The sequence below is a fragment of the Methylocella tundrae genome, assembly GCF_901905185.1.
GTDB classification, from domain to species: domain Bacteria; phylum Pseudomonadota; class Alphaproteobacteria; order Rhizobiales; family Beijerinckiaceae; genus Methylocapsa; species Methylocapsa tundrae.
This window is the reverse complement of sequence record NZ_CABFMQ020000079.1, coordinates 49,798-69,821: the sequence shown is the minus strand read 5'-3', so window position 1 is coordinate 69,821 and position 20,024 is coordinate 49,798. Positions and strand designations below refer to the sequence as shown.

The window sequence follows — 20,024 nt, the reverse complement described above, 5'->3', positions numbered from 1 at the left end:
CGATCTGAGCCGCAAACGTGTCATATGTGGAGATCATGCAATGTGACGAAGGCCTTCAACAACACACGCGGATCGAACTGTCCTTTATAAACGGGCGCTGGTTTTGTATCGAGATCGAGCAGCGTCGAGACCGCCGCCTGTGCGGAACGGACCGAATATTCGACGGTGAAGACCACATCATCAGGCAGTTCCACAAATTGCCCGACGAAGCCGAGATTGCGCCAGCCTTCGGGCGCGACCGCCGGCCGGTCGCCCTTTTCCCGTCGCAGGAACTGGCTCGTGATGAAGGGCATCATGCAGGGGATGACAACGGTGGTCTCGAGGATGCGGGCGGCTCCCGATTCGACGCGGAGTTGACCGAGGATTTCGGTCATCAGCTCGCGCCCTGAACAAGCGCCCATCGGTTTACGGACGAAATCGCCGGGCGCATCGACATGAAGTCCATAGCCCCAGAACACATTGACGTCGCGCGGCTGGCGGATGAAGTGCGGCTGGTGCGGCAGCACGATCGACATGAGCCAGCTCGAATCCGCGAAGGTGATGAGGCCGCCCTCGCCGGGCGTGTTGCCGGTGAAGTCGCGAATGATGGTGAAGAAGGCCTGATCGCGCTGCGTCGCCGTGAATGAAACCCATTTTGATTCGTCGATGTGATCGGCGAAGGCGGATGGCTTTCCGAACTCCGGGCGGCCCTCGGCGATCTTCTCCCAAAGCGTCCAGGCGCCGCCTTCGCGCTTGCCGTTCAAAGCCGGCGGCGCCGTGTTGGAGCCAAGATCCGAGGCCTCGGTCATCGAGCCGAGCGTCACGATGACATAGTCCCCGGGGCCGATGGCGATCTCCTCGCTCACGCCCGCCTTCTCGAAGACGACCCGCTCGACCGCCTTGCCGTCGCCGTCTTCGATAAAACGCAGATCTGTGACTTTCGCGCCGAGCACATAGGAGACGCCGTGCTCGTCCAGCCACGCCTTCAGCGGGCGCACAAGCGAATCATACTGGTTATAAACCGTGCGCATGATTCCCTTGAGCTGGTTGAATCCATCTATCATGTGCGCGAAACGCACAAGATAGCGCTTGAATTCGACCGCGCTGTGCCAGGGCTGGAATGCAAAGGTCGTGCACCACATGAACCAGAAGTTCGTCTCGAAGAAGGAGGCGTCGAACTGATCCTTTATGCTGCTGCGGCCCAACAGCGCCTCGGGTTCGATCGCGAGCCGCTCCAGCGTCAGTATATGCCTCTCACTGAGCCCGAACTCGGGCGAATCGAGCTTGCGTCCGGCGCGCACGAGGCGAGACTTCGAGCCCGTCCTGATCACCTCGTTCCATTGAAAAATCTCCTGCGTGACGGTCCGGCTCTTGTCGATGGTTGGAATCGACGAGAACAGATCATAGGTGCATCGGTATTTGCTCTCCAGCATGCGCCCGCCGCGCGTGACATAGCCGTGTTCGGCCGAGCCCGCCCCATCGAGGCTGCCGCCGAGCCGGTCGAGTTCTTCGAGGATCGTGATGTTGCGGCCGGGGATATGCCCGTCGCGGATGAGGAAGGCGGCGGCCGCGAGAGAAGCGATGCCGCCCCCGATGAGGCAGATCTTGGCGTCGCTTCGATCGGGACGGCGATTGGCGTCAGGACCCATGAGGCGCTCCTGTCTCGACAAGCATTCCAAAATCGCGGCGCGCAATGCCGAGCCTTGCGGCTCGCCTGCGTGACGTCATGACGGCTTGTATCATCTGGCCTCCTCGATGGACAGCGCGCGCCGCGCATCATGCGCGCCGGCGTCGCCCAGCGACCGGCCCCGCAGGGGGACTCAGGCCGAGATGATCACCTTCAGCGCATTCGTATCCGCGGCGCGGGCGAATGTGTCATAGGCGTCGAGGATCTGATCGAGCGCGAATCTGTGCGTGATCAGCCGGGTCGGATCAATTTTCTTTGACTGCACGGTTTTGAGCAGCATGGGCGTCGTCACGGTGTCGACGAGGCGCGTCGTGATGGTGATGTTTTGCGACCATAGCCGCTCCAGATGCAGATCGACCTTGACGCCATGCACGCCGATATTGGCGATGACCCCGCCCGGCGCGACGATATCCTCGCAGATCAGGAAAGTCGCGGGGATGCCGACCGCCTCGATCGCCGTATCGACGCCGATGCCTCCGGTCAGCGCCTTGACTGCTTCGGCCGCCTTGCCGTCCGTGCTGTTGACCGTCTGCGTCGCGCCGAACTGACGCGCGATCCCTAGGCGGCCATCATCGAGGTCGATCATGATGATTTCGGCGGGAGAATAGAATTGCGCGGTCAGCAGCGCGGCAAGGCCGATCGGTCCAGCGCCGACGATCGCGACGCTTGATCCCGGCGCGACCTTGCCATTGAGGACGCCGCATTCGAAGCCGGTCGGCAGAATGTCGCTCAGCATCACCAGCGCTTCCTCGTCGGCGCCGGCGGGGATCGGATAGAGGCTCGTATCGGCGTGCGGCGTGCGGACATATTCGGCTTGCGTGCCGTCGATTTCATTGCCGAGGATCCAGCCGCCGGTCGTGCAATGGGAGTACATGCCCCGCCGGCAGTAGTCGCATTTGCCGCAGGCCGATATGCAGGAAATCAGAACCCGGTCGCCCGGCTTGAAGGCGATGACGCCCGCGCCGACGCTATCGATGACGCCAACCCCTTCATGGCCGAGGATGCGGCCGGGAGCGCAGGTCGCGACATCCCCCTTGAGGATGTGCAGATCGGTGCCGCAGATCGTCGTTTTGACGATTTTGACGATCGCGTCGCCCGGAGCCTTGATTTCGGGCTTCGGGCGGTCTTCCAGGGCTTTCTTGCCGGGTCCCTGATAAACGAGCGCTTTCATAATCTTCTCCAATCGTTGTCCGCGTCTGGCGCTGCTTGCCGTCTCGCTGGCGGGCAATGCAGCATGGGCGGATGGCGGGCGCCATGACCTCGGTCAAGGCGGGGCCGAGCGCCGAACGTTGGATTGCTCCAGAGGCGGCGATGTGCTCCAAACCGCAATTCCACCGGCGCGACGGGAATGATAAGCTTGTTTCGGCGGTGAATCTAAACGCGGATTCCTTAAATATGCGCGCGAACAATGACATTCCCTCGGGGGATCGGTCTCCGGGCGCAGAGGCGTTGCAGCGCGCCGTGGAAGCGGCGGACATCGGCGTCTGGCGATGGCACCCCTTGACCGGTGCGGTTGACCTTTCCGCTCAAGCAGCGGTTCTGCTTGGCCGCGGTTCGAGCGCCCCGCTCGACTTTGCGGACTTCCTCGACTTGATCCACCCGATGGACAGGGCCGCCGCGCGAGACGCGCTGCAGGAGAGCGTCAGGACATTCAAAGGCTTCGACTTCGACTTCAGGGCGGCCTCGCCGGCCGCGGCCGGCAGCTGGCTGAGAGCGCGGGGGCGCATCGGAGGCGGCGAGGGCGGCCCCATCGAGGCGCATGGGGTTCTGATCGACGCCGGCCGCCAAAAATTGGAGGAGGAGGCGAAGGACCGCCTCGCCGCGATCGTGACCGCGTCCGACGACGCCATCGTCGGCGAGACGATGGATGGCGTCATCACGGACTGGAACCGGGGCGCCGAAGCGATCCTCGGCTATGCGGCCGAGGAGATGATCGGCGAGACGATGGCGGCGCTTCTTCCTGAGGGGCATGAGGGCGAGACGTTTGCCCTTTTGGAGCGGATCAGGCGTGGCGAGCGGATCGAGCACTATGAAACCCTGCGCCGGCGCAGGGACGGCGAGATAATCGACGTATCGCTCACCGTCTCCCCGGTATTCGACGGATCAGGGCGCCTTTTCGGGGTCGCGAAAGTCGGGCGCGACATTACGAGGGCGAAACGGGAGCGGATGGCGCTGCTGGAGCGTGAAGCGCATCTGCGCTCCGTTCTCGACACAGTGCCGGACGCGATGATCGTCATCGACAGCCGGGGCGTGATGCGATCCTTCAGCTCCACGGCGGAGCGGCTGTTTGGCTATACGGCCGAAGAAATACTCGGCCGGAACGTCAGCATTTTGATGCCTTCGCCCTATCGCGAACAACATGATTCCTATCTCGACCGTTACATTGCGACGGGCGAACGGCGCGTCATCGGCCTAGGCCGCGTCGTCGTCGGACTGCGCCGCGACGGCTCGACCTTTCCGATGGAGCTGTCGGTCGGCGAAATGCGGTCGGGCGACAGCCGTTTCTTTACCGGCTTCGTGCGCGATCTCACCGAGAGGCAGGAGACCCAGCAGCGGCTGCAGGATCTGCAGTCCGCGCTTGTCCACATTTCGCGTTTTACAGCAATGGGCGAGATGGCTTCGACCCTCGCGCATGAGTTGAACCAGCCGTTGACGGCGATCGCCAGCTATCTGAACGGCTGCCGGCGCCTGCTCGACGGAAAGGAAAACCCGAAAGCGGCGATGATCCGCGACGCCATCGAGCGCGCGGCCGACCAGGCATTGCGCGCAGGCCAGATCATCCGGCGGCTGCGTCAATTCGTTTCCCGCGGGGAAAGCGAGCGGCAGGTCGAAAGTCTCGCCAAGCTGATCGAGGAGGCGAGCGCGCTGGCGCTCGTCGGCATCAAGGAAACCGGCGTTCGCGTCGCCTTTTCATTCGATCCGCGCGTCGCTTTCGTACTGGTGGACAAGATCCAGATTCAGCAAGTCATCTTGAACCTGATGCGAAACGCCATCGAGGCGATGCAGGAAACCACCCGGCGCGACCTCATTATCTCCACGGCTGAATTCGACGATGGCATGGTCGAGGTCAGCGTCGCCGATACGGGACCCGGCATTGCCGAGGAGATCGCCTCTCAGCTGTTTCAACCCTTCGTCACCACCAAGCCCGACGGCATGGGAATCGGTCTTTCCATCTCGCGGACGATCATCGAAGCGCATGGCGGACGGCTATGGGTCGAACCCAATCCCGAGGGCGGCACGATCTTCCGCCTCACGCTCAAGGCGCTGAGCCATGAGGAGCTGAACGATGGCCAGTGATCCTGTGGTTCACCTGATCGACGATGACGACGGGGTGCGCCAGGCGCTGGCCTTTCTGCTGACGGCCTCGGGCTTCGCCGTCAGGGTTCACGAGTCGGCGGCGGCCTTTCTCGACGCCATAGCGACTGTGCAACCGGGTTGCGTCATCACCGACGTCCGAATGCCGGGCATCGACGGGCTGGAGCTTCAGCGCCAGCTGAAGGCGAGGCGCCTTGGCCTGCCGGTTATCATTATGACCGGCCACGGCGACGTGCCGCTCGCCGTCGAGGCGATGAAAGCGGGCGCCATTGATTTCCTCGAAAAGCCGTTCGATGACGAATCGCTTCTGACGGCGGTCCGCATCGCGCTCGACCGTCACGCCCGCAACGCCCGCCGCGACGACGAAGTGACGACGGCGAGGGCAAAGCTCGCCAGCCTGTCGGCGCGCGAACTCGAGGTGCTGGACGGCCTCGTCGCCGGGCAACCCAACAAGACGATCGCTTACGATCTGAACATCAGCGCTCGCACGGTCGAGGTCCATCGCGCCAATGTAATGACCAAAATGGGCGCGTCCAGCCTGTCGGAACTGGTGCGGATGGTGTTCGTGGTCCGATCCGCTCCCGTGGACTGACGCGTGAGGCGGCTCGAACGCCGGCCGCCTGTTTAGAACGGCTCTTGGGGTTGCGCTGAATCAAGGCGCGGCGACGCCGTCTGCCGCTACCATTCCCATCATGAATCAGATTTTTACGCGATGTAGCGGCTCGTGGGACGCTGGAGCTTCATCTATGCCTGACCGCGAGCATCTCGTCCTGATCGCCGATGACGACCAGGGGGTGCGCGATGCGCTGCAATTCGCGCTCAGGCTCGAAGGCGTCAATGTGCATGCTCACAGGGACGGCGTCGAACTGCTGGCCGACATCGATCTGCCTCGCGCCGGCTGCGTCATCCTGGACGATGGCATGCCGCATATGGACGGCTTCGAATTGCTGAGGCGTCTTCGTGCGCGCAACATACGGCTGCCCGCGATCCTTCTCACCAATCATGCGACGGCGGGGCTTCGCGCGCGGGCCGGCGCCGCGGGCGTCCAGTTCGTTCTCGAAAAGCCCTTGCTCGACAATGCTCTGGTCGACAGCGTCCTCACCATCCTTGGCGAGGACGACGGGGTCGCGCCCTAAAGCGCTTTCCGATCGAATGGAGTCATTCGATCGATCAGAAATCGCTCCAGATTCAAAAGCTTGAGCATATTCCGATCAGATCGACCGGTCTGATCGGAATATGCTCTAAAGCGGAATGCGTTCAAGCGGAATCGCATTCCGCTCTTTAAGCCTTTGTTTTACCGCATGATGTAGGCCCGAAAAGTCTGCAACTTTTCGGCATTATGCTCTAGCTCGATCACCAGCCCGAAAGCGGAAGCCGTTTTGGACGGCATCATGCTCTAACTTATTGATGAGAGACGAATTTGAGACTTTTGACGGGATCGCGGCGCGATTGCGTCCAAAGTCGTCCGGCTTTCGTCCAGGCCGGGCGCTACGTAGAAGCCCGTAGGACCAAACCCGATATTCGCGCCGCCGGCTTGGCGCTACACGAGACGCACGGTCTTTTTCAAGACAGGAGCTCTCGATGCCAGCCTCTCTTTCGATCTCTGCGGATCACAGATTTGCGGCGGTACACGCCGCTCCTTCGCGGCTCGCGTGGGCGATCCCATCCGCCGAAAGGCGCGATGGCGGCTTCGCTCAGGCGGGGCAACTGCTGCATTTTTTGCCCGACGCCGAAATTTACGCGGATGGCTGCGACAACGTCTCTTTCTACAAGGTGGTGAGCGGCGTCGTGCGGACCTGTAAGTTCAGGAGCGACGGCCGTCGGCAGATCGACGCTTTCTATCTCCCAGGAGACATGTTCGGTTTCGAGACGGGCGCCGAGCATCGGCTTTCCGCCGAAGCGGTCAGCGAATGCGCCGTGGCCTCCTATCGTTGGCGCGGTCTTGACGCGATCGCCTCCGCCGACGATTGGACGGCGCGGCAGTTTCTCTCCTATGCGCTGCAAAACCTGCGGCGCGCCCAGGAGCACTCTCTCGTGCTCGGGCGGCGCAGCGCGTCCCAGAAAGTCGCCGCTTTTCTGATCGACATGGCGGACCGCGGGCCTGCGGGCCAAACGATAGATCTCGCTATGGCGCGCCAGGATATGGCGGACTATCTGGGACTGACCATCGAGACGGTGTCGCGGACGCTGTCCCAGCTCGAGCGCGAGGGCTTGATCTCTTTGCCGTCGGCCCGCCGCATCTGCATCACGAATCGCATCGCGCTCCATCGTCTCAGTTCATAACGCCCGCAAACAGGGGCGCAACGCCGCACACGCAGGCTTGTCTTTGCGCTGCAACAATTTTGCTTTACGCTCAAAGTGCGAAGTTAATCTCAAGAGCGAACGGGTTGCGCGATGAACCAGGAGCTTTTCCGGCCGCTTCAGCCTGCTGCGCCGGCGCAGAGCCCAGTTGCCGCTTTGCAGGAGGAGGCGGCTTTCGGAGCGAGAGAGCTCGACGGCATTCTCCATGCGGCGGAAGGCAACGTATCGGGCGGCATGTCCCTCGTTGCGCCATGGCTCGCATTCATGGACTGGGGCGCGCATCTCGCAAACGCTCCGATGCGGCGTCTGGAACTTGTAAGAGCGGCTGCGCATCAGTGGCGGCGCCTCGCGTTCGCGGACGGCGGCGCGACCTCGATCGTTCCGCCGCCGACGGATCATCGCTTTGGCGATGCTGCGTGGCGCAAGCCGCCTTTCAACATGTTCGCAAACGCGTTCCTGCTGGCCGAGGAATGGTGGGCGATGGCGGCGAGTGGGCCCGCCGGGGTCGACCGCGGCAATCAGCGCGTCGTATCCTTCGCGGTGCGCCAGCTCGTCGACGTGTTCTCGCCCTCGAACTTTCCCTGGATCAATCCGGAAGTCATTCGGGCTACGAAGGACACGAATGGCGGCAACTTTGTCGCCGGGGCCGTCCACCTTCTGACCGATCTGCAAGAGTCCGTGTCGGGGCGCCCCTGCGGCCCGGACGAACTCCGCATCGGGCGCGATCTCGCAGCGACGCCGGGCAAGGTCGTGTTTCGCAACGATCTGATCGAACTGATCCAATACGCGCCGACGACGGCCGAGGTCCGGCGCGAACCGGTGCTGATCGTTCCGGCCTGGATCATGAAATATTATATTCTGGATCTTTCGCCGGAAAATTCGCTGATCCGCAATCTTGTCGCGCAGGGGCACACTGTCTTCGCCATTTCCTGGCGCAATCCAGGCCCCGAATTCAGAAACGCCACGCTCGACGATTACCGCGCCAAGGGAGTCATAGCGGCGCTCGACGCCGTGAGCGACATTTGCCAGGACGCCAAGGTCCACGCCTGCGGCTATTGCCTCGGCGGCACGATTCTTTCGATCGCCGCGGCGGCGATGGCGCGCGACGGAGACGACCGGCTGGCGAGCGTCACAATGTTCTGCGCGCAGACGGACTTTACCGAGGCCGGCGAGCTACAGCTGTTCATCACAGAGGATCAGCTGGCTTTTCTCGACGACGTCATGCGGGCGCAAGGCTACCTCGACAGCCGCCAGATGTCCGGGGCCTTCCGGCTGCTGCGCTCCAACGATCTGATCTGGTCGCGCTTGATCAAAATCTACCTGATGGGGGAGCGCGACCATCCGAATGATCTCATGGCCTGGAACGCGGACGGCACGCGCATGCCGGCCCGCATGCATGGCGAATATCTGCGCCGCCTTTTCCTGGACAATGAGCTCGCCGAGGGCCGCTTCACCGTCGGCGGCAAGCCGATTGCGATCAGCGACATCCGCGTTCCATTGTTCATCGTCGGCACGGAGACGGACCACATCGCGCCCTGGCGTTCAGTCTACAAGATTCATCTCCTGAACGACGCCGACCTCACATTCGTGCTGACCTCCGGCGGCCACAATGCGGGGGTCGTCAGCGAGCCCGGCCACCCGCACCGGCATTTTCGCGTCGGGCATCGCCCGCTCGGCGCGCTTTACATCGGCCCGGATGAATGGCTGGCTGATGCGGAGCGCCGCGAGGGCTCCTGGTGGCCGGCGTGGTGGAACTGGCTCGACTCTCTTTCCAGCGAGCGCATCGCGCCGCCGGCGACAGGTTCAAAGCGCTACCCGGCGATCGAAGACGCGCCGGGCCAATACGTTCTCGAACATTGAGCCCCAGATGACCTCCGCGTCCGACGCCCAGATGATCGAAAATCGCACTTTCGACGAGCTTGCGGTCGGCGACAGCGCCAGCCTCTCACACACGGTGACGCAGCAGGACATTGATCTCTTCGCGGTCGTTTCGGGCGACGTCAATCCGGCCCATATGGATCCTGCCTACGCCAAGACCGATATGTTTCATCGGATCATCGCGCATGGCATGCTGGGGGCGAGCCTGATCTCGACCGTCCTTGGCACGGAGCTGCCGGGCCCGGGGACGATCTATCTCGGTCAGGATCTGCGCTTCCTTCGGCCCGTCAGCATTGGCGACACGATCACGACGTCCGTCACCGTCGCGGAAAGGCATCCGGAAAAAGGAAATCTGGTTCTCGATTGCCGCTGCCTCAATCAGAACGGCGAGCTTGTCATCAGCGGCGTCGCTCACGTGCGTGCGCCGACGGAAAAGGTGCGCCGGCAGCGGATAGAACTCCCCGATGTGCGGCTCAGCCGGCATGAACGCTTCCACGCGCTCCTCGCCGCGACGGAGGGCTTGGAGCCCGCTGTGACGGCGGTGGCCCACCCTTGCGACGCCAACGCGATCGGCGCGGCGGTAGAGGCGGCTCATGCTGGCCTCATTACGCCGATCCTGGTCGGACCCAAAGCCAAGATCCTGAAGGCGGCGGAGGCGGCCAAGGTCGATATTTCGGCGTTCCGGCTCGTTGACGCGCCGCACAGCGTCGCCGCCGCGGCCGCCGCCGTGGCGCTGGTGCGGGACGGCGAAGCGGCCCTCCTGATGAAGGGCTCGCTGCACACCGACGAATTGCTCCACGCCGTTCTGGCGCCCGACAGCGGACTTGGCACAGGGCGCAGGCTCAGCCACGTCTACCTCATAGACGCGCCGGGATATCCGCGCCCGCTTCTTTTGACCGACGCCGCGGTGAACATCGCGCCCGATCTCGACCAGAAACGCGACATCGTGCAAAACGCCGTCGACCTCGCGCATATCATTGGCATCGAGAAGCCGCGGGTCGCCGTGCTTTCGGCCGTCGAGACGGTCAATTCGAAGCTGCGGTCAACCGTCGACGCCGCCGCGCTTTGCAAGATGGCCGAGCGCGGACAGATAACGGGCGCGTTCGTCGACGGGCCGCTCGCCTTCGACAACGCCATCAGTCCCGAAGCGGCCGCCGAAAAAGGGATCGTCTCCAGTGTGGCGGGCTGCGCGGACATACTGGTTGCGCCCGATCTCGAGGCAGGCAATATGCTGGCCAAGCAACTGACCTTCCTCGGCGGCGCCGACGCCGCCGGCATCGTTCTCGGCGCGCGGGTTCCGATCATCCTCACGAGCCGCGCCGATTCGGAGCGGACCCGCATCGCCTCCTGCGCCGTCGCCGCGCTCATCGCCCATCGCAAAAAGTCGGCGAACGACATTGGCTCCGTATGACGACGAAACGGCCTGTGAAAGTGTCGGCGAGCGGCAGAGGTTACTGCGCGAGCCTCGAGTTTATCAACTTAACTAACTTGTTAATTTCCTTTAGCTCATCCTTTGTATAGTCAGATTTATTCTGAAACTCTTCTAAGTATTTTCTCTTCAGTTCCTCCTTAGCTCTCCTGCGTTCCGGACTACCGAAACTCATCACCAGCTCAGTTTCTCTACCGTTTACAGTAGAAAGGACTTTTTCTGGTTATCACGCAGTAAGTGAAGCCCACTTGCATCGCTACCTTGCCGAATTTTAGTTCCGTTATAACAATCGCTCCGGCCTCGGTGTTGTGGATGCAGAGCGCGGCGCCAAAGCGCTGGTGGGCCTCGAAGGCAATCGGCTTATGTATCGACAGCCTGATAGAGCCGCGCACGCTTAAGCAAAAGGCGCGGCATTTAAGCGGTGGCGAGAAACGAAGTGAAGAAACGTAGAAACACGAAAGGGAGGGCGGCTGGAGGAAATACGCCTAAATCGACCAGCCAACCGCCTGCATCAACCACGCCCAAGCAAATTGAAGCCACACAACCAGAACCAACAAGATCGGAAAAACCACGAGCCGGGTTCCCCATAATGTGGTTCTGGAAAGAGTTCTGGGCATTCGCCGGTCCTATCCTAACGCTGACTAGCGCTTGGTTCCTTCTGTCGCCTCAAATATCTATAGAACCAAGCGTCAATCTCGACCCATCGCAGCCGGTCGCGACCCAATTTCTTATTACCAATCGGGGCCACGTTCCGGTGTACGATGTTCATTTCGGATGCGGTTTTGGCGGAGGAGGCGCAATTCATATCGGGCACTTAAAGCTCTCTATGGCGACGATGCTTCCCGTTCGGGTGTTGCCGCCCGGAGTCCAGGTCACCAGAAATTGCGCGGTGGAAAGCGATAACATCCAAGTACCGGACATAAGCATCACAGCAACTTACACGTGGCCTGTTATCCGATGGCAAGGCACGCAAACAGCACACTTTTCGCTGCGGCACGGCACCCCAGGCTTTTTCTTGGTCCCCGACCTTAACTGACCCAACAATGTTAGCCGTCTTTCCCCACTTGATTTTTAAGACGCCCTCGCTTTTTCTGACTCGCGTCGCCCTTCGGTTTCAGCGGTTGCGGCGGCGTGTTTAGCATGCGCTTCGCTAGCTTGTCGCGGCCGCGGGCGACTTCTTCTTCGCTATTGGGGTCGTCAGATGGGTTCAAAGGGTACGCGATCTCCGTTGGAATCAGCACTTCGCGCCCTGACTCGCGCCACTCGCGATAGACCAGATCCTACAGAATTGTGGAAGACATTGATAGATCTGGCCAGTCCGAAGACGGCTGACGCTACCGTGGCTCTTGTCTTGGGAGCCGCCGTGGAACAAGCGCTAGAAATCGCGATTTCAACGCATTTTGTCTTGGATCGAGACGGATGCGCCAGAATGTTTGAGGATGAAGAGATCGCCCCTATCCCAACATTCGCCGCCAAAATCCGATTAGCTTATGCACTGGGAATTTACGAAAAACACATCCGAGACGAGCTTAATTTACTCAAGGGCATTCGCAACGCCTTTGCTCACGCAAAGGCCGATACAAAATTCACAGACAAACACATAGCTCAAGCATGTGGATTTCTTTGGCTCCCGCAACGATGGCATCCAATGGGGCCGCCGAGTGGGCAGCAAGCGATCAGGGATTTGGATACCCCTCGGGAGAAATTCGTCACTTCGGCACAATTTCTGTTCATGTATCTCGAACACTCAGACAATGGCGAGAAACCAAAATCATTCTCTAAAAGCGGGTCTTATTCACCGCTGGCACACCCAGGCACATAGCCCTATAGATAAACCGAACTATGTCTTCATAGTCTGTGGAAGCCAGATCTATCGAGCGCAATTCTTCCACTCCCGCCTCGATCATGGCCGGGTGACCTCAATATCGTTCAACGCGGCACGCGGCAACCACCCGAAGATGCTGAGGCGAGGAGCGCCCAAGCAAGAAAGTTCGACGCTGATCGTATTTTCTCCACCTCCGCCATTCAGCCTTTCAGGAACATGCGATAGGCGGGATTATCCGTCTCCTCCTCGAAAGGATAGCCGAGGCTGGCGATGCGCTCTTCAAAGCGCGCCCTGTCCGCTTGCGGCGCCTGCACGCCAACCAATACGCGGCCATAATCGGCGCCGTGGTTGCGATAATGGAACAAAGTGATGTTCCAGTCCGCGCCGAGACAGTCGAGAAATTTGCGCAGAGCGCCGGGCCGTTCGGGAAACTCAAAGCGCAGGATCACCTCATCGCTGAGGCCAGGGGCGCCGCCGCCGACCATATAGCGGACGTGCAGCTTTGCTGTTTCATCCGCGCTGATGTCGAGCACGCCATAGCCGGCCTTTTTCAATTGCTCGATCACGACGCCTTTTTCGCTTTTCGCCTCGGCCAGCTTCAGACCGACGAAAACATGAGCCTTTTCGCCCCCGGCGTAGCGGTAATTGAACTCGGTGATGGTGCGGCTGCCGAGAATCTCGACGAAGCGGCGGTAGCTGCCTCGTTGTTCGGGGATCGTCACGCCGAGCAGGATCTCGCGCGCTTCGCCCACTTCCGCGCGCTCGGCGACATGCCGCAGCCGGTCGAAATTCATATTGGCGCCGCTGTTGATCGCGATGAGCGCGCCGGTCCGTTGCGGGTTCTTCAGCGCATAGGCCTTGAGCCCGGCGAGGGACAGCGCGCCGGCCGGCTCTGCGATGACGCGCATGTCCTCGAAAATATCCTTGATCGCGGCGCACATTTCGTCGGTGTCGGCGAGCAGCACGTCATCGAGCAGCTTGCGGCAGAGACGGAACGTCTCGACGCCCGCCTGGCGAACCGCGACGCCATCCGCGAAAAGGCCGACGCGATCGAGGATGACGCGCTCGCCGGCATCGATGGCGGCTTTCATTGATGCGGCGTCGACCGGCTCGACGCCGATCACCTGCGTCTCGGGTCGCAGGAACTTCACATAGGACGCGACGCCCGCGGCAAGGCCCCCGCCGCCGATCGGCACGAAGATCGCTTCGATCGGGTCCGGATGCTGCTGCAAGATCTCCATGCCGATCGTGCCCTGGCCCGCGATGACGTCCGGATCGTCGAAGGGATGCAGGAACGTCAGGCCATGCTCCTTCTCGAGAGCCTTTGCGTGGGCGTAGGCCTCGTCGAAGGCGTCGCCGTAGAGCACCACATTGCCGCCCCAATAGCGGACGGCGTCGATCTTGATCGGAGGCGTCGTCACGGGCATGACGATCGTCGCCGCGATGCCGAGGCGCTGAGCCGACAAAGCAACGCCTTGCGCGTGATTGCCGGCCGAGGCGCAGATGACGCCGGCCGCGCGCGCCTCGGCTGACAGCCTCGCGATGCGATTGTAGGCGCCCCGAATCTTGAAGGAGAAGACGGGCTGCAAATCCTCGCGTTTCAGAAGGGCCGGGCAGCCCAGCCTCTGGCTGAGCCGGGTCATGCGTTCGAGCGGCGTCACCGACGCGACGTCATAAACTCGCGCGTCGAGAATTTTACGGACGTAATCGGTCACTGTTTGGCCTCAAGGGGCAGGGCGCAGCTCCCGGAGGAGCCGCGTTCAGCGTGAGGCGAGGATCGCGGTTCAGCCGGTATTGCGCAAGCCCGCCGCTATGCCGTTAATGGTGATGAGGATCGAGCGCAAGGTCTTGTCGTCGTGGTCGCCACCGCGCCAGCGCCGCAGCAGCTCCACCTGCAGATGGTTCAAAGGCGCGATATAGGGAAAGCGGTGCTTGATCGCGCCGGCGAGAGCCGGATTGTCGGCGAGCCGCGTCGTCGCGCCGGTAATCTCGTTCAGCGCCTTCGTCGTGCGCCGCCATTCATGGTCGAGGGAAGCGAAGACGGCGTGCGCAAGTTCCTGATCCGGCACCAGCTCCGCATAGCGTTTGGCGAGGCCCATGTCGGCCTTGGCGAGCACCATGTCCATGTTCGACAAAAGCGCGCGGAAGAATGGCCATTCGGCGTTCATGCGCTGGAGCAGCGCCATCTTTTCCTTGGGCGCGCCGGCGATGAAATGCTCGACCGCCGAACCGAATCCGAACCAGCCCGGAAGATTAAGGCGCGCCTGACCCCAGGAAAAGCTCCACGGGATCGCCCGCAGATCTTCGATCCGCCGCGTCGATTTGCGCGAGGCCGGACGCGAGCCGATGTTGAGTTCGGCGATCTCGGCGATCGGCGTCGCGGTGAAGAAGTAATCGACAAAGCGGGGATTGTCGTAAATCACTGCGCGGAAGGCCTTCATGCTGGCTTGCGAAAGCTCCGCCGCCGCGTCGAGAAACGCTTGCGGGACCGCGCCTGCCGACGGCAATAGGGTCGCCTCGAGGGTCGCCGCGACAAGGGCCTCGAGGTTGAGCAGCCCGATTTCCGGATTTGCGTATTTGGACGAAATGACTTCGCCCTGTTCGGTCAGCCTGATCTGTCCGTTGACCGTCCCTGGCGGCTGCGCGAGGATTGCCTGATAGCTCGGGCCGCCGCCGCGCCCGACCGTGCCGCCGCGTCCATGAAAGAGGCGAAGGGCGACGCCCTGATGCTGCTCGAACAGTTTGGCGAGAGCGGTGGAGGCGCGGTAAAGCTCCCAATTACTGGTGAAGAAGCCGCCGTCCTTGTTGCTGTCGGAATAGCCGAGCATGATCTCCTGCTCCGCGCCGGAGGCCCGAACCAGATCGGCGACGCCCGGCAGCACATAGAAGGCGCGCATGATGGCTTCGGCGTTGCGCAGATCCTCGATCGTCTCGAACAGCGGTACGATCATGAGTTCGGCTGAAGCGCCGGCGTCGCCAAGGACGCCATGCATCATGCCGCATTCTTTTTGCAGAATCAGAACCTCAAGAAGGTCGCTGACCGTCTCTGTATGGCTGATGATGTAATGCACCACGGCGCGAGCGCCGAAAGACTGACGCGCGTCGCGCGCGGACTCGAAGATCTCAAGCTCCTCTTCCGTGCGAGGCGAATAGGCGACGCCCGGAACGCGCAGCGGCCGCGGATCGCGCAAAAGGTCGACGAGGAGCTTTTGCCTCTGCGCTTCATCGAGCGCAGAGTAATCGTCAACTACTCGCGCGACGCGCAAAAGCTCCTTCAACGTTTCTTCGTGCCGGTCGGAGCTTTGGCGCAGATCGACCGAGGCGAGGTGGAAGCCGAACACGTCGACGGCGCGGCGCAGCGGCCCGAGCCGGGCGGGAACCAGGGCTGCGGCATGATTGGCGCGAAGCGAAGCCTCGACGATGGCGAGATCGGCCTGCAGTTCGCCGGCGTCCGCGTAAGGTTCGCCCGGCGGAACGGCGTGCCGCAGAGCCTCGCCGCCCGTCAGCAGCAAAAGCGTGGCGGCGAGCCTTGAATAGATGCCGATCAGGGCGCGGCGATAAGGCTCGTCCTCGCGCTGCGGGTTTTCGTCTCCGGAGCGGTCCGCCAGATCCCGAAGCTCGGGCGTGCAGCCAAACAGCTTCCCCGAAATCGAAAGTTCGCCGCCAAGTTCGTGAATCTCGCGCAGATAATAGCGTAGCGCCGCGTCGCATTGGCGTCTTAGGGCGAGTTCAAGCGTCGAGGCGTTGACGTTGGGATTGCCGTCGCGGTCGCCGCCGATCCATGAGCCCATGCGGAAGAAGCAGCCGACCGGCGCGCCGCCGAGATGATCCTCGAGTTCGGCGTAAAGGCGCGGAATCTGCCGCAGGAAGGTCGTGTTGTAAAAGCCGAGCGCGTTTTCGATCTCGTCGCGGACGGTCAGCCGCGCATAGCGCAAAAGGCGAGTCTGCCAGAGTTGCGCGATTCTGGCGCGCAGCAGAAGTTCGTTCTGCTTGCGCTCGCGCTGGCCTTTGATGCTTTCCCGGGCGAGGAGAAGCTGGGCGACTGAACGCTCGGCGTCGAGCAGGCTCTTGCGCTGAACTTCCGTCGGGTGGGCGGTCAATACGGGAGAGATGACGCTGCGCCCGATCGCCCCGGCGATTGTCTCCGGCGCGATGGCCGCGGCGGAGAGGCGCTCGAACGTCTTGGCGAGCGTGCCGCCCTCGTGAAGGTGCGGCTCCTTTTCGGCCTGTTCGGCGCGCCGGCGGATATTGTGGCGATCCTCGGCGATATTGGCGAGATGGGCGAAATAGGTGAACGCCCGTATCACCGCCATCGCCTGTTCCGACGTCAGCCCATGCAGCAATTCGTTCAGTTTGCGTTCGACCTCGAGGTCGGCGTCGCGCTGGAAGGCGACGCTCAGACGGCGAATGGTCTCGATGCGCTCGAACGTGTCTTCGCCTTCCTGCTCGCGAATGGTTTCGCCGAGCAATTGGCCGAGCAGACGAATGTCGTCGATGAGCGGGCGCTCTATTGCAGCCGCCCCATTCGCCGAAACTGGATCGATAGCTTTCGTCATCAGGGCCTCATTTTAGGGTAAATCGGCGCCGTCTCTGGCGCGTCAGATGGGGCGAAGAGAGCGCGACGCTCACTTTTTGAATGGCTTAAGGCGGGGCTTGGCTGTTTCCTCAGCGAATATTGGCGTGTCGGCTTTTCCGGGGCGCCCGAGCCGACGGCTCTCTCGTTGCAGCAAATAGGGCGCCACTTGAGCCGGCGCGCCGGCGGCGGCGCACCCCAGTGTCCAGGCGGCGATACGCTCGATTGACAAAAGCCGCGATCCTCCGAGAATGATCCCAAGAACAAGACAATCCAAACCGCTGCTGGATCGCCGTTTCGGCGACCCGCGGATGGAGGAAGCGCCGCCATGACAGGTTCTGTCCCGAAGGCCGCTGCTGGACCGCGCTCAATTGCGCTTATAGGCCCCCAAGGCGCCGGCAAGTCCACTTTATTCGACGCGCTCCTGCTCGCGGCGGGGGCGCCGGCAAAGCGCCAGACGGACGTGCGCGGGCGCCCTGGCTCAGAGGCGAGGCTTGGCCATTGCGCCTTTCTCGGCGAGCGCTGGTCGATTCTCGATTGCGCCGGTTCGGTGGAATTTGCTTTTGAAACGTCCGCCGCGCTGATGGCGGTCGATCTCGCGGTGGTTGTCTGCGAACCGACGACCGAGCGCATCTCGAATCTGCCGTTGCTCCTGAAATCGCTCGAAGAGCACAACCTGCCGCATCTCATCTTCATCAACAAGATAGATACGCTCGCGGGCTCGTTCCAGGATGCGATCGCGGCGTTGCAGACGCATTCGACGCGTCCGCTGCTGGCGCGTCAGCTGCCGATCCGCGCCGGCGACGCCGTCATCGGCTATATCGACGTCGTGACCGGGCGCGCCTACCGCTATGGCGAGAAGCAGAGCGTCGAGCCGATCGAACTGCCGCCGCAGATGCGCGAACCCGAAAAGCAGGCGTTGACCGGCCTTACCGAAACGTTGGCGGATCAGGATGACGCCTTGATGGAGAAGCTCCTCGAAGACGTCACGCCGACGCCGGAGGAGCTTTATCAACACTTGCGCAAAGACCAGGCGAAAGGTTCGATCGTCGAAGTGCTGATCGGCGCGGCGAGCCGCGGGCATGGCGTCTATCGCTTGTGGAAAGCCTTGCGCCACGACGTGCCGACGGCGATTGAGACGGCGCAGCGGCGCGGCGTTCCGGCTGGTGACCAGCCGGCGGTTCAGATTTTCAAGACGGTGCAGGCTGGCAAGCTCTGCTACGGCCGCGTCTGGCGCGGCGCCTTGCGCGATGGCGCGACGCTCGATGGCGTCCGCGTCGGCGGCATCTACCGCTTCGCCGGGGCGGAATCGGTTCGCGCGCCAGAAGCCGACGCCGGGGAGCTTGTTGCGCTCGGCCGCCTCGACGGGGTGGCGACCGGCGCGTTTCTCGGCGGCGCGCAGATGGAGCCCTTCCCCGAGCCGCCGCCGCCGGTCTATGAACTCGCCGTGACGACGAAGGATCGAAAGGATGACGTCAAGCTTTCCGCCGCTCTGCAAAAGCTTGTCCAGGATGATCCTTCGCTCAGCATCGAGCATCGCCCCGAGACGGGCGAGACGGTGCTAAGGGGGCAGGGCGAGATCCATCTCAATGCGGCGATCGAGCGCCTTTCCTCGGTTTATAATGTTCTCGTTACGGTCAGCGCGCCGAAAATCGCCTATAAAGAGACGATCCGGCGGGCGGTGTCGCAGCATGGCAGGGTGAAACGCCAGACCGGCGGCCACGGTCAGTTCGCCGACGTGAAGCTCGAGGTAGAACCGCGCCCGCGCGGCGCAGGCTTCCTGTTTACGGATAAGATCGTCGGCGGCTCCGTTCCTAGGAACTATATTCCCGCGGTGCGCGAAGCCGCCGAGGAGGCGATGCAAAAGGGCCCGCTCGGCTATCCGGTGGTCGACGTCGGGGTGACCCTTGTCGATGGCGGCTTCCACGCGGTTGACAGCTCCGATATGGCGTTCAGGACGGCGACGCGCATCGCGATCGCGGAAGCTTTGGCCAAGGCCGAGCCTGTGTTGCTGGAGCCGGTCGACCACGTAACGGTCAGCGTGCCAAATGCCTTCACGGCCGCCGCGCAACGCTTGCTGAGCGGGCGCCGCGGCCAAATCATGGGCTATACCGAAAAGCCCGGCTGGCCCGGCTGGGACGATGTCGAGGCGCTGGCTCCCGCCGCCGAGCTGCATGATTTCATCATGGATCTGCGCTCGGATACGATGGGCCTTGGCGCTTACCGCCGCCGGTTCGACCATCTCTCGGAGGCGCGGCGGTAAATTCGTCGCGCAGGGCCGGCGGTTTGGCGAAAAGCTCGCCAGCGCTCGCCGTCAGAGCCGCGGCGACCTTTCCGGATGTCCTTGCAAGATGCATCGACGCGAGACTTCGGGTCGAGAAAGGCGCGCATCGCTGCGCTGACCGGCGGAATTTCGATCTTGCGGCCGAGATCGGCCCCCTGACGCTCTCTGAAGCTGGCCGAGCGCTGCATGCGAAAAGCCGCGCTGGTTTTTTAAGCGAGCGTTGATCGGCTAAAAGCCCGCGCATCAAACTAAAGGGAACAGCACATTTTCCAATTATATGCATTTGGAAAACGGTCTAGTTTTCGCCCGCCCGCTCCGCCGCCAGGAGCAGAACAGACAGGACTCTCATGCCTCTTTTACGATTTGACCTCGTCGAAGGCCGCTCCGACGAAAGCCTCGCCGCCCTTCTCGATGCGGCCCATGCAGCCATGCTTGATGCGTTCCACGTGCCCGCGGACGACCGCTATCAGATCGTTAACGAACATCCAGCCTCTCGCATGGTCATTAAGGATACGGGTCTTGGGATAGCCAGAACCGCCAATGTCGTGGTTGTCCAGGTAACGACTCGCCCGCGCCCGCAGGCGCAGAAGGTCGATTTCTACGCCCGTCTCGCCCGTTATCTGCATGAGCGCTGCGGCGTCGACCCGGCTGACCTCATGGTGTCCTGCGTCGAGAACACCGACGAGGACTGGTCGTTCGGCCACGGGCGAGCGCAATTCCTCACCGGCGAGTTGTGAGGCCACGGGGCGGACC

Annotated in this window: 13 protein-coding genes and 1 pseudogene; 10 read left to right on the top strand and 4 right to left on the bottom strand. The window is 62.3% G+C overall.

The window, feature by feature from the left end:
• Positions 1-20: 20 nt before the first annotated feature.
• Both MPC4_RS10290 and MPC4_RS10285 read right to left on the bottom strand, forming a co-directional pair.
• A complete protein-coding gene (locus MPC4_RS10290; protein WP_174512443.1) occupies positions 21-1,628 on the bottom strand; it encodes an oleate hydratase in 1,608 nt (535 codons plus the stop codon).
• A 171-nt stretch (positions 1,629-1,799) separates the two neighbouring features.
• Positions 1,800-2,837: a zinc-dependent alcohol dehydrogenase family protein gene (locus MPC4_RS10285; protein ID WP_174512442.1), complete on the bottom strand. Its 1,038-nt coding sequence runs from the start codon at positions 2,835-2,837 to the stop codon at positions 1,800-1,802.
• Positions 2,838-2,920: 83 nt separating this feature from the next.
• Between MPC4_RS10285 and MPC4_RS10280 the strand changes: the two genes are divergently transcribed.
• The 8 genes and pseudogenes from MPC4_RS10280 to MPC4_RS10250 all read left to right on the top strand — a co-directional run bounded on the left by MPC4_RS10280 (position 2,921) and on the right by MPC4_RS10250 (position 12,411).
• Positions 2,921-4,963 (top strand): PAS domain-containing sensor histidine kinase, encoded by a 2,043-nt coding sequence (locus MPC4_RS10280; protein WP_342343625.1) that lies wholly within the window; start codon positions 2,921-2,923, stop codon positions 4,961-4,963.
• A complete protein-coding gene (gene fixJ / locus MPC4_RS10275; RefSeq protein WP_174512441.1) occupies positions 4,953-5,573 on the top strand; it encodes a response regulator FixJ in 621 nt (206 codons plus the stop codon). The genes MPC4_RS10280 and fixJ overlap by 11 nt, the downstream gene beginning before the upstream one ends.
• A 154-nt stretch (positions 5,574-5,727) precedes the next feature.
• Complete coding sequence (locus tag MPC4_RS10270) at positions 5,728-6,117, top strand: response regulator transcription factor (RefSeq protein WP_134490669.1); 390 nt, start codon at positions 5,728-5,730, stop codon at positions 6,115-6,117.
• Between the two features lie 445 nt (positions 6,118-6,562).
• Positions 6,563-7,264 carry a helix-turn-helix domain-containing protein gene (locus tag MPC4_RS10265; protein ID WP_174512440.1) on the top strand — a complete coding sequence of 234 codons (702 nt, stop codon included), beginning with the start codon at positions 6,563-6,565 and terminating at the stop codon, positions 7,262-7,264.
• Positions 7,265-7,375: 111 nt separating this feature from the next.
• Entirely contained in the window at positions 7,376-9,142 is a 1,767-nt protein-coding gene (locus MPC4_RS10260) for a PHA/PHB synthase family protein (RefSeq protein ID WP_174512439.1), read from the top strand.
• Between the two features lie 7 nt (positions 9,143-9,149).
• A complete protein-coding gene (locus MPC4_RS10255) occupies positions 9,150-10,571 on the top strand; it encodes a bifunctional enoyl-CoA hydratase/phosphate acetyltransferase (protein ID WP_244628943.1) in 1,422 nt (473 codons plus the stop codon).
• 257 nt (positions 10,572-10,828) lie between these two features.
• Positions 10,829-10,987: pseudogene (locus MPC4_RS21210) on the top strand (IS1595 family transposase); the annotation flags it as partial.
• A gap of 902 nt (positions 10,988-11,889) precedes the next feature.
• The gene (locus MPC4_RS10250; protein WP_174512438.1) at positions 11,890-12,411 is read left to right on the top strand and encodes a hypothetical protein; all 522 of its coding nucleotides are present in this window, start codon (positions 11,890-11,892) and stop codon (positions 12,409-12,411) included.
• A gap of 203 nt (positions 12,412-12,614) precedes the next feature.
• On the opposite strand, the gene ilvA is transcribed toward MPC4_RS10250, so the two are convergent.
• Both ilvA and ppc read right to left on the bottom strand, forming a co-directional pair.
• Positions 12,615-14,129, bottom strand: coding sequence for a threonine ammonia-lyase, biosynthetic (ilvA, locus tag MPC4_RS10245; protein ID WP_174512437.1), 1,515 nt, complete (start codon positions 14,127-14,129; stop codon positions 12,615-12,617).
• 69 nt (positions 14,130-14,198) lie between these two features.
• Positions 14,199-16,970: a phosphoenolpyruvate carboxylase gene (ppc, locus tag MPC4_RS10240; RefSeq protein ID WP_174512436.1), complete on the bottom strand. Its 2,772-nt coding sequence runs from the start codon at positions 16,968-16,970 to the stop codon at positions 14,199-14,201.
• 345 nt (positions 16,971-17,315) lie between these two features.
• On the opposite strand from ppc, the gene MPC4_RS10235 reads away from it, so the two are divergent.
• The gene (locus MPC4_RS10235) at positions 17,316-19,250 is read left to right on the top strand and encodes an elongation factor G (RefSeq protein ID WP_174512435.1); all 1,935 of its coding nucleotides are present in this window, start codon (positions 17,316-17,318) and stop codon (positions 19,248-19,250) included.
• Positions 19,251-19,618: 368 nt separating this feature from the next.
• On the top strand, positions 19,619-20,008 hold the full coding sequence (locus MPC4_RS10230) for a tautomerase family protein (protein WP_134490679.1): 390 nt from the start codon (positions 19,619-19,621) through the stop codon (positions 20,006-20,008).
• The last annotated feature ends 16 nt before the right edge of the window (positions 20,009-20,024 follow it).